This window comes from Brevibacillus dissolubilis (assembly GCF_006170445.1).
GTDB classification, from domain to species: domain Bacteria; phylum Bacillota; class Bacilli; order Brevibacillales; family Brevibacillaceae; genus Brevibacillus_B; species Brevibacillus_B dissolubilis.
Genome location: NZ_VCNA01000001.1, coordinates 548,388 through 560,949 on the forward strand (window position 1 = coordinate 548,388; position 12,562 = coordinate 560,949).

Consider the following 12,562-nt stretch of genomic DNA (forward strand, 5'->3'; position numbering starts at 1 on the left):
TAACTCCTTACTTTCGGATGGTTTTCTTCAACGCTCCTAATCCAATTTTTCCATTCTTAAAATCTTCCAGCATCTTCAGCTTCATCTCCCGCACGCTGGAAGGATCTTCAACAGCTACGCTGACGGGATGATCGTTGACCGCTGTGGACGACTGGGAAGCCATCTTGCCTGCAAGACACGCAGCAAGCGCATGGATCGTCGTGATGTCCAGCAATTCCCTGTTGAGTAGTTCGATACCGAAATCCTTCTCGACCATGCGCTGGAGTCTCAGCCATGCAATCGAATCGATCCCGAATGCGTGCATGTCCTTGTCGACAGGAATCCGTTCGGCAGACATGCCGGTGTATGCAGCAAAAAAGTCGATCAGGTATGTGCTGAGGTCTGATGGATTGGTATCGGTTTTTTCTATGATGGGTGCATCTATGATCGAGGTAACTGCGACTGGTGTAGCTGGTGCCGGAATAGGTTGCTGAGGTGCTTTCGCAATAGCCCCTTCAGAATGCCAGTATCTTTCGCGTTCAAATGGGTATGTCGGGAGAGAAACGATTTTTCGCGGCGACTGCTGATGCAGGCCGGCCCAATCGACAGGGCACCCTTTTACCCAAAGTGCGGCGAGACGGTCGAGATCTCGGTCGGATACCAATGAGCGTACGAACTCTTCACCACGGCTGCCGGAGATAATCGGCTCCAGCTGGGCAAAGTCGGTTTCGGCATGGCCTGTATAGACGGTCTGAGTCAGATTGGTTGGAGATGAAGACCTATTTAAATAGGAAGCTAAGCATTCCTCCAGCTCATCGACTGACCGGGCAACAAAGGCAAGGCGCAGTGGCATTTCATTGCGGCAGAGCTGCAGCGTATAGGCTAAGTCTGGCAAGGAAACATCCTTGTTCCCGTCTACATAGTGAAGCGCGTTTTCTGCCATCTTGTGCAATCCTCGCTCATCCTTCGCAGACAGCACGATCAGCTGAGGATCAAACTCGGTATCTGTGGAAACGGTGAGTTGGTTCTTGGCTCCGGAATACTCCTCGATGACCAAGCTCACATAGCTTCCGCCTGCACCGATTGAATTGATCAAAGCCCGTCTCGGAGAATTTTGCGCTTCTCCTGTACCTGTCTCCCATGCTTCCAGTTCTGCCGTCAATCGGAATGGCAGATGCTCCAAATCTAGATTCGGATTGATCTGCCCAACGTTTACCATAGGCGCAATTCTTTTGTTCTGGAGTTGCAATACTACCTTGGTTAACTGAGCGATTCCGGAGGCAGCTTCTGGATGACCCAGATTAGACTTGACTGATCCCATCGGAATGCTGTGCGTTGTATTCTTGAAAACTTTGGCCAATGCATTGATCTCTACCGCATCTGCGAGTGCTGATCCATTGGCAGCAGACTCGATATAGCTGATCGCATCCGGCTCAAGCCCTGCACGTTGCAGAGAATCTTCAATCAGTTTGACCTGAGTCTTGGAGCTAGGCGTCATAAAACCGTTGGCCCGTCCACCATGCAGGGACGAACTGGACTTGATCACCGCCATGATGTTGTCTCCGTCTCGGATGGCATCTTGGAGTGGTTTTAGCAGCACGGCACCTACGCCTTCTGAAGGAAGATACCCGTCTCCGTCACGGAAGCTTCTGCTTTCTGGATGGCTTGCAATCATCTGCGCTTGGCTGAGTCCGATATATTTATTCGGATGAATGGTTACATTCACACCACCCGCGATGGCAAGGGTAGCTTCACCTTGCGCCAGCGCGTTACATGCCAGATGGATCGCCATCGTCGAGGAGGAGCACATATTATCTACCGCGACACTCGGACCTTCGAAGCCAAAATAATGAGAGACCCGGTTGGCGATCAAATTGTAAGAGGACACAGAGGTCAATGCATGGCCGACGACATCTGTGCTGTCCGCCTGATACATCTGATACATCGAACCTACATAGACACCGACGCGTCGCTTGTATCGGGACTCTATTTTGGCCTGAGTGATGCCGCTTCCTTCGAGCAGCTTCCAGACCTCTTCCATGAACAGCCGCTGCTGTGGGTCCATCCATTTGGCTTCACGAGGCGTGATCTGGAAGAACAGCGGATCGAAGCGATCCACGTCGTCGATAAAGCCGCCCCACTTGCAGTAAGTCGTGCCAAGGGAGTCTTTATCTGCGTTGAAAAACTCGCTCACATCCCAGCGGTCAGCAGGGACTTCCGTTACACAATCTGTGCCGTTGGCGAGATTGTTCCAGAATTCTTGCAGATTGTTTGCTTTCGGATAGCGGCCTACCATCCCGATGATAGCGATATCGGTGGATTTGGCCTGGGTTGATGGTGATTGTGTCTGAGCATCAACCTGAATTGCGGTTTTCTCATCTGCCTTAGCGTAAGCATTCGCACGCAGTAGTGGTCTGTCTTGCTCAAGTACCTGCTCCGGTTTTGGAGCTGAGGTGATAGCGACCTTTTCTGTGATACCCAACAGCTTGTTCAATGCAACACGGTGATGTTCGATAAAATAGTCAGCCAGCTCACGGACGGTCTGCACCTCGAAGAACAGCGTTTTCGATAAAGTGCCAAACGGTTTTTCAAGCTGGAAAATCAGATCAGCGGCCATCATCGAGTCGATGCCGTACCGTTCCATAGGCGTATCTACCTGCAAGCGGTCTACTGGCAAGGATAAAGCATTAGCGATCAGCTTCTGTAAGTAGCGCACTGCTTTTTCCCGGGTGGCAGGTCCTTCAGACGATTCCGATGCAATGTGACCAACAGACACTTCAGCCGTTTCAGATGCAATCTTGACGACATCCTCGGACTGATCCTCCTGACGTACACCTGCAAAAACAAGCACCTGATCCACATGAGCACGTACCGCAGATCGGAAAGCGGCAAGACCCTGTTCCGTACGCAACACACCGATTCCCATCGCGGCCATGCGCTTGCGCTGGCTTTCGTCCACCTGCATGCCCCCTTCTTCCCAGAGCGGCCAGTTGATCGAAAGGGTCCGGCCAAAGCGACGGCCTTCGCGGACGAGGTGATTGCGATAGACCGCGTATTGATCCATAAATGCGTTGGCGGCGGCATAATCACTCTGTCCTGGATTCCCCAGCTCAGCCGACGCGGACGAGAAGCAGATGAAATAATCAAGCGGATGCGTTTTTGTCGCCTGATCGAGGTTGGCTAACCCTGTAACCTTTGGCATCAGCACGCTTTCAAGCTCTTCCACTGGTTTATTGATAAGTAAACGGTCTTTTGTGATGCCTGCGCTGTGCAGGACGGCGGTCAGTGTACCATATGCTTGTTCTACATGTCTCACAAGACGCTCGACATCCTCGCAGCTACCCATATCAACCATCTGATAGTCCACGGTCGCACCAAGTTCGCTCAGGCGATCCAGTGCCATTTGGTTTTCTGCGGTCAGCGGGGAGCGTCCGCACAATACGATGGTGGCGTTATTGGTGTGAGCCGCGATGTCAGTTGCAAAAATAAGACCAAGCTTGCCCAAGCCGCCGGTGATTAGATAGATTCCGCCGTTTTTCCAAATCGGAGCATGGTGAATCGGGGTTTGCGGCGTGGATGAAACCTCCAGCTCCATCCATTGTTTCACCCGACGTTCCCCCTCCGCTGTATAGCGCACTTCTTGTGCACCGTGATCAGCGGCGTTATGCGTAATGATGTCAATCAGCGCATCAGCATCCGTGACACGACCTGTCTCCACGAGCTGAATACGGATATGAGGATTCTCAAGTGCGACTGTTTTTAACATCCCGACGACACCTGCTATGCATCCCCCTGTGCTCTCTGAAGCATCGGCGATCACGACCTGCACGAGCGTGTCGTTGGTGGTGCGAACGCTGACAAGCGGCTGGATGGCTACGAACAGCTTACGCGCGGCGTCGGTATATTGCTGATCCACGGAAGCACCTTCTACCGGGATAAAGGTAAGCTTGCTTGTACCCGGTACCTGCTGTGACTCATGTGCCTGCTCCAGTCTGCTTTTCACGTCGGCAGGTAGATTGCCTGCCACAAAGATGTGAACGTCTCCTTGCTTACCGTCAATCATTGGATTTGTAGCGGCGTGCAGCGGTACAGAAACCCACTCCGGAGCATACAACGCATATGGCTCATCGCTTGCAGTGTGCGTTTTCAACACTCGGGAGCTTAATCCGTTCAGTTCTGCACAGATGCGACCGTCCGCATCCATCACACTGATATCCAGCTTGCGGACAGCATGATCTGGCGCACTCTCTTTGCTGTAGCGAATCCATGCATAGGCAACAGGTGGGGTCTTAGCGTAGATGTGTACCGAGTCAAGTGCGTATGGCACCCGTGGCCCCTGCTCGGCTTGCTTTTCGGATGCTGCGCCGATGCTCATCGCAAGTGTCGCCTGCAGGGCACTGTCGATCATAGATGGATGTAACACATATTCCGACAGGGTCGCACGGATATCTTCCGGGCAGGACAGCTTGGCTACCGCTTGTGGATAGCCCTTGCTGTCCAAGCCGCAATGAACCTCCACCACTGCTCTGTACGCAGGCCCATAATGAAGTCCGAACTGATCGTAGGCAGAATAGATGGTATCCCCCGTCACTTGCTGTTGGTTGCAAGCTGTGAGTAATTGGTTGAGATCCAGTGCGCTAGGTTCCATTGCCGCGACTTCGAGAAGCCGGCAATTCCCCTGACTGTATACCAGATGCTCTTGACCGGTTCCCGCATAAATCGCATAACTTAGCTCATCGTTGCTACGCGCTTCGATGCGAGTGCGCAGATTCAGCGGTTGATCATCCACAACAGCTGGCTTGAGCCAGACTACTCCGGTTACTGCTATGGCTCTCTTTTGCGTGTCTCCATTCGCACGGACAGCCACTTCCCGCGCCATCTCCAGGTAGGCGACTCCCGGAAGCGTAGGCTGACCATTCACTTGATGGTCTGCGAGGAAAAACTCACTGCCGTCAAAGCTAGATGAGAATGCGACTTCTTGTAAATTGGAGTCGTTCTTGTGCACCAGCGGATGGATCACGGACTCCGTCTTCACCAGCTGTACAGCCCCGCCTTCATGCAGGTCACTCTGTACGTTGCCGCCCTTCACCCAATACCGTTGTTCGTCAAATGGATAGGTAGGCAGGCTGATTCTTTTCACCTTTTGCTCATCGGAATAGATGCGCTTCCAGTCAAATTTGAAGCCCTGAACCCATAGGTCGAGGATCGGTTCATATTTATGTTGGGCTATCCAGCCATCCACCGCTTCCTGACGGGCTTGATCCGCGTTAAATACAGCAAGCGTTACACCGGCCTGCTTGACCGTTCCTTTGAACCAAGAAGTGTAGTCAGGTTGCACGGTACATACTGCTTCAAGCTTCTTCTTAAGCTCCTCCATGTCATAGACGAGAGTGGCCAGTCGCTCTTCCATGGCATCCCGTCCGACTTGAAGCGTGAACGCCAGGTTTGCCAGATCTGGATCACCAAGACCATTCACCTTAACAAAATTCAGCAGATCCTTGGCAGCCTGCATCAGCTGTTGTTCAGAGCGGGCGGACAACACAACCGGATAGCCTGCATGTCCATTGCCAGACGGCTTTGTCATCCCTGCTTCTGATGGAATGTATTCCTCAATCAACACATGTGCATTGACCCCGCCGAATCCAAACGAGCTGATTCCGGCTCTTCGAGGTGCTGCCTCACCATGTTCGTTCTGTGGAGCCTCCCAAGGACGGTTTTCCTGCAAAATATAAAACGGACTTTGCTCCAGCTTGATATATGGATTGATCGTTTCCGTATGCAGGCTCTTGACCAGTGTTTGGTGCTTCATTTGGAGCAGGGTTTTGATCACGCCTGCCACACCGGCCGCAAGCTCTAAGTGACCGATATTGGATTTTACGGAGCCGATGCCACAACCCGGCGTTGGGCTGAGTTGGCTTCCCTTTGCTTCATATAATTCGTGAAAAGCTTTCTTGAGCGCATTGATCTCTACCGGGTCGCCAAGCTGTGTCCCCGTGCCGTGGGCTTCGATATAAGTCACCGTGCTTGGATCGATTCCGGCCTGACGATGCGCGGCTTTGATGACTTCGGCCTGTGCATTCGGGTTAGGCGCAGTGAGTGAATTGGCACGGCCGCCGTGGTTCTCTGCGCTTCCGATAATCACACCGTAGATCTGATCGCCGTCAGCCTCTGCCTGCGCGAGGGACTTGAGAACCAGTACGCCGACCCCTTCGCCTCTCACATAACCATTGGCCTGATCGGAGAATGTCTTGCAACGTCCGTCATCACACAGCATACCTGCACGGGCATAGCTGATGTGCAGCTCAGGACTGACGATGGTGTTCACTCCACCTACAATCGCCATGCCCACATCACCGCGACGGATCAGCTCTGCCCCTCTGTGAATGGCAACAAGCGAGCTGGAGCACGCCGTCTCAATCGGCTCACTCGGACCATGCAAATCAAGCAGGAAGCTGATTCGATTCGGACCGACAGAACCGGATACTCCTGTCGCCGCATAGCTTTCGCCCAGCTGACGTGCTTGGACAAGCAGATTGCCATAGCCACTCGGTGCGGTTCCAATCAAGACGGCCGTATCAGAGCCTGCCAAGCTGGACGGCGCATAGCCGGAGTCTTCCAGTGCACGCCATACATGTGTCATCAGCAGTCGCTGTTGTGGGTCCATCGACTCGGCTTCCCGTGGTGAAATGTTAAAAAACAGCGGATCAAACAGATCTACACCGTCGATGAAGCCTCCCCATTTCACACTGGTTTTGTCCCCATCAGATCTCGGGTCGCCGAACACCTTACGCCAATCCCAGCGGCTTGCAGGGATTTCGGTGATGCAGTCCACCCCGTTTGTCAGGTTCTCCCAGAATCGATCCAGGTCATCTGCTTGAGGAAAGCTTCCGCTCATCCCGATAATCGCGACACGCTGGTCAGCTGTCGGCAACTCTTTTTCTTGAGCCAGTTGGGATGCCGAAGTCTCTTGCTCTGGTGCAGGCACGCGAATAGAAGCCATTTCGATCGAAGGAACTTCAATAGAGGAAGCCTCTATCACAGGAGCTTCCGTGGAAGCAGCGATCTCTATCAATGGCAGGTCCACAGTCAGAGATTCACTGACATCAGAACTCCCCTGCCCGGCAAAAGCCATCCCATGCTCTTCACGAAGATAATCAGCGAAACTGCCCAATGTTGGGTATTCAAAGAAGATAGTCGGCGTAAGCTCAATCCCATATGTATTGGTTATGGTATTGGCGAATTTGGTCAGGCTGATCGAGTCGTATCCGAAGTCGCTCAGTTCACTGTTCAGATCGATATCCTCTGGCTGAACCTTCAGCTGTTCGGTTACCAGCTTCGTTAATACAGCCTGAATCCGGTGCAAAAGATGCTGGTCATTTGCTAGATGGCTTCTGTCACGCTCACCGTGAACGGGAGCGGGAGCGGCAACGGCCTTTATCTTTGATTCTGTTTTTGTCTCTGAGCCGCCTGTGCCTGTTCCTGTTACGGTTCCTGTGCTAACCGCCAAACCCGAATACAGATCAAATGCCTTCATGACACGGGACGTATCACCTGCAAATACACACACCTGCTGGAAGCCAGACTTCAGTGCCTGTCCAAATGCTTCTATCCCCTCACGTGTGCCGAGTGGAATCAGACCCTGCGCGCGAATCAGCTCTTCGGTCTCCTGATCGACACGCATACCGCCTTCTGCCCAGAGCGGCCAGTTTACCGAAAGCGTTTTTCCATGACGCTGCCCAATCAGAACCAGCTCGTCACGGTAAGCCGAGTAAGCATCCATAAATCCGTTGGCAGCAGCGTAGTCCGACTGTCCCGGATTTCCGAGTTCACTGACATTGGAAGAAAAGCTTGCGAAAAATTCAAGACGATGGTGGCGGCTCGCTTCATCCAGATTCACGATCCCCGCGACCTTTGGCGATAACACATCACGGATCGCACTGTGCGATTTAGTACGGATATAGCCATCGTTTAAGGTACCCGCAGCGTGGATGATTCCGGTGAGATCGCCATACGTTTGTTCGATGTAAGCAAGCAACTTCGCCACCGAATTGGCATTCGCGATATCACATGGTTGGTACTCGACCTTCACACCATTTTTCCGCAGGGAGCTAAGAGCCTCCTCTGTACGATAGTCTGGCGTCGTACGTCCGGTCAAAATCACTGCAGCCTGTGTAAGACTGGAGGCAATATGTTCGGCAAAAATACGGCCCAAGCCACCGAGACCGCCTGTAATCAGGTAGGTGCCACCCTCACGCAACGCGATGGTGCTCTTGGACTGGCGATCATCTGTGAGCTTCTCGTACGTTTTGATGGACACGGTACCGTTGGAATAGCGGATATCTCTGACCGGCTGTGCGGCAACCGAGCAGATCAAGTCACGGAGTGTATGAGGTTCAACAGTATCGAACCAACCGATACACTGGGTTCGAATGGACGGATACTCCATGGATGCTGTCTTCAGCAAGCCGGAGATTCCGCTTAGTGTCTGGTAATCCTTTGCTTCATTGTCGATCACAACCACCTGTAAGAGCTTTTTGCGGGAAGCGCCGGTTTCTGCCAGCTCTTTGATCAGCGAAATCACGTTCTGTACGGCAACCTCATAGCGCTCGCTGAGTGTGTTGCCGTCGATGCGGATACGCTCCAGCTCCACTGACTCTGGCAATGCCACTCTGATGCTCTCCATCACTCCCTGATGAACAGCTCCGATCACGACTACCTTGTGGCCACTATCTTGTCCCGCAGGAGGCGCGGAATTGTTCGGGAGATGATTGTTCACAAGATCGTCAGCAGGTGTCCAGACAGGTGCGATGAAGGTGACGCGTTCACCCTGACGCGCTGTGACCTCGAATTCACGCGACGAGAATCCTTTGATTTCCACGCAGACACTTCCTTGGGCGTCGCAAATGCTGATATCAAGCTTTTGCAGGGAAGCGTTCTTGTTCCCTCCCTTGGCATGTCTGATCCATGCATAGGCCTGATTCGGTGTCGGCTGATAGATCTCAAGGCTTTCAAAGGAAAACGGCAGTCTCGCTTTGCCATCCGTCCCCCCTGTTCCACCATTGGCGAATCCCAGTGCCATCGTAGACTGCAAAGCACCGTCCATGATGCTTGGATGGAGCACAAATCCGCTGACATGTGCATCACTGCCTGCTGAAAGCTCCAGCTTCGCCAGTACACCTGGAAGCGAGTCTTCGCCGATCCCTGCTCTTACCTCAACCACTGCTCGGTGTGTCGGGCCGTAGTTTAGGCCGATCTCTTGGTAGATGCTGTAAAACTCGCGGGAAGTGAGCACGCGGTCTGCATACGTGCGAGTCAATCCGGCAAGATCTACCTGAGCGGAAGAGGACTGGGATTCCAGACAACCGGCACCTTGGTTATAGACCACTTCCTGTCCCAACTCATCTGTACTCACGATTTGGTACTCGAACTGCTCACCGGACTTCGGCAGTACACGTACATCCAACGACAGTTCGTACCGACCTTTATCATTGCCGTTTAACATGCCTGGCTGGAGCCAGACGACATTTTGCAGTCTCACTTGTGTCTGGGTTGGTTGCAAGCCGTGACGATTTGAACTCGACGCCGCTCTCATGATCGCTTCACGGGCCATCTCGATATAGACAACCCCAGGCACGACCATGGTCTCCCCGACTTTGTGATCACGCATGAAAAAGTCGTTGCTGCCAAACATCGAGTTGAAGCTGGTCTCGTTCCCTGAAGAGGTACTGCGGTGAATCACCGGATGCAGTCGGCTTTCCCCTGTCGCACGATCCTGCTTCGAGGTCTGAACGGCACTCTCCCGCCAAAAGGATTGCTCGGCAAACGGATAGGTCGGCAATGGGATTCTACGGTACTTCGCCTTGTCAAACAACTGCTCAACCGGAAGCTTATACCCCTTGATATACAATCCCGCCACTGTGGTGAGTGCACGCTTATAGTCGGCCTCACCTGCTACACTGCGGCATACTCCGGCACTCTTCTGAAACAACTCCAAGTCCGCATTGCCACTCGACAACGGAATCGGATTGACATGGCCAGTCTCCACACGGCTGCTGTGATCTTTTTCCAGCCACTTCCTGAGTTCCCTTGACAGCTCGGATGGATTGCTGACGACAAGTGCCAGTCTGTAGCGGAAGTGCTTTCTGCCTACCAGCAAGGTGTAGCTGATAGGACCGAGGGCGGCATCAGGGGTCTGTTCCAGATAGGACAAAAGATTTTGGGCCTGCACTTCCAGCTGTTGCGCATCGCGCGCGGAAAGCACGATCAGGCTGACTGGCCGGTCAGGGTGGTCGGAGTGTACTGCCTCGGTCTCTGGTGCTTCCGAAAGCACGACATGTGCATTGGTTCCGCTATAGCCAAAGGAACTGACTGCGGCATGGCGCAAGCTTTCCCTCTCCGTCTCCCACGGACGACACTGGTCATTGATATAAAAAGGTGTGTGGCTCAGGTCGATGTGTGGGTTCATCTCATGGTAGTGGATGGTTGGTGGAAGAACCTTGTGTTTGATCGATTGTGCCGCTTTGATCACACCAGCCACACCAGCGGCAAAGGCAGTGTGACCGATATTGCTTTTCACAGAGGTTAGGGCACAGTAGTTGCGCTTGGTGGTATACCCGTCAAACGCGCTGGTGAGTCCGTCGATTTCAACAGGGTCGCCGAGTGCTGTACCCGTTCCATGTGTCTCGACGAGCTGGATGTGTTCAGGGTTGATGTTGAATTTTTCATAGATATCCCGCTGAAGCTCGGCCTGTGCATCTGCATTCGGCGCGGTGATCCCATTGGATTTACCGTCTTGGTTAACCCCCCAGCCTTTGATCACGGCATAGATGTGATCGTTGTCTCTCTGTGCATCCTCCAAGCGTTTGAGCATGATGACGCCGACCCCTTCAGCAGGTACGAACCCATTGGCACGGCTGTCAAACGCATAGCAGTGACCATCTGGAGACAAGGCGCGAAGCTGGCTCATCGCCACGTGAAGCCCCGGACCTGGGATGACCCAGACACCGCCTGCCAGAGCCGCATCCGCATTTTTCAACAACAGGCTGTCGCAGGCACTCGCGATTGCCACCAAGGAAGAAGAGCAAGAGGTGTCGATCGACAGGCAAGGGCCGCGCAGATTCAGATAATACGAGATCCGGCTGGAGAGGATCGCCATGCTGGTGCCGAGATTCTGGTGGGCGTTGATCTCATGGATGTCCAGATCGCCACCGTATCCATTGGGAGAACATCCGATAAAGACGCCGCATTTGGTACCTGACAGATTGGACGGGTCATAGCCTGCATCCTCGATGCATCGCCAGCTCTCCTGCAGCATCAGGCGTTGCTGCGGGTCCATGTATTCGGCTTCAATCGGTGAAATATTGAAAAACAGCGGGTCGAACTTGTCTGCTTTCTTCAGTACGCCCATCCATTTGCTGTAGGATTTGCCTGGAACATCAGGCTTTGGATCATAGTAGTCGGATACTGACCAGCGGGAAGGCGGTACCTCTGTAACGCAGTCTTTTCCATTGAGGATGTTTTGCCAGAACTCGTGCAGATTCTCAGCCTCTGGGAAGCTTCCGGACATCCCGATAATCGCGATGTCGCATGTCTGCGTATGTGGGGTTTCCTTGACATCCGGTGTTACGCTTGGGGTTGGTGCTTGGTGGTCATTTCCTTTGACGTTGGATGCCTCGATGGTTTTGACTGCCTCTACGCGTTGCTGCTCTGCCGGGGCTGTGACAGCCCCGGTCAGACCAGCAGATGGTTGCTTGACGGAAACTTGATGAGGTGTTGTACGGCGAGATTTGATCTGGCTTGCATGCACGGGCCGGATTTCGGAATCTGACGCTTTGATCGGCAAGACAGGCTCGATTGGCTTGGCATCCTCAACAGGCTTAGCGGTCTCAACAAGCTTGACAGGCTTTACCTCCACAACAGGAGCCTGTCCTTGCTTGGACACATCACTCAGCCCATCCCTGTGTTCCTCTACGAGATATTCAGCGAACTTTCTGACCGTTGGGTAGCTGTAGACCTTGCTGGCTGGAAGCGACAGTTTCAGTCGGCTGTTGACTTTGCGAATCCAAGTCACCCCGATGATCGAGTCCAGGCCAAGCTCCATGAACGGTGTATCTTCGTCGATCTCATCAGCGCTACATTCCAGTTCCTGCGCTAATGTAGCTTGCAGGTCAGAGATCACTGCGGCAAGTGCTGCTTCGGTATCACCTGACGCAGCAACGGTATGTTTCGCCGAGTCACCCGCCGGAGGACGTGTGCTTCTGTCTTGCACATCCTCATGCCCGGATGCTGTGGCTGACTGTCCGGCTACACTCTCATCTGAGTCCACTGCCGATCCACCCAGTTCGGACAGCAGATGCGAATAAAACTCCCCCAAAGTCGGATGGCTGTAGACCTTCGTCGCTGACAAAGAAACCCCGAAATGCGAGTTGATTTTTCTTACCCACATGACGCCACTTATTGAATCGAGTCCCATCTCAACGAACGGAATGTCAGACTGGACTTCATCCACATCCATATCCAACTCTTTCGCCAGACTGGACCGAAGAAACTGATATACGTCTGGATCTCTTCGATTCATACTGAT

The 12,562-nt window shown here is 53.1% G+C and carries 1 protein-coding gene; it reads right to left on the minus strand.

From position 1 onward, the window contains the following. Positions 1 to 7: 7 nt before the first annotated feature. Entirely contained in the window at positions 8 to 12,556 is a 12,549-nt protein-coding gene (locus tag FGI41_RS01555) for an SDR family NAD(P)-dependent oxidoreductase (protein WP_176560069.1), read from the minus strand. Between the last annotated feature and the right edge of the window lie 6 nt (positions 12,557 to 12,562).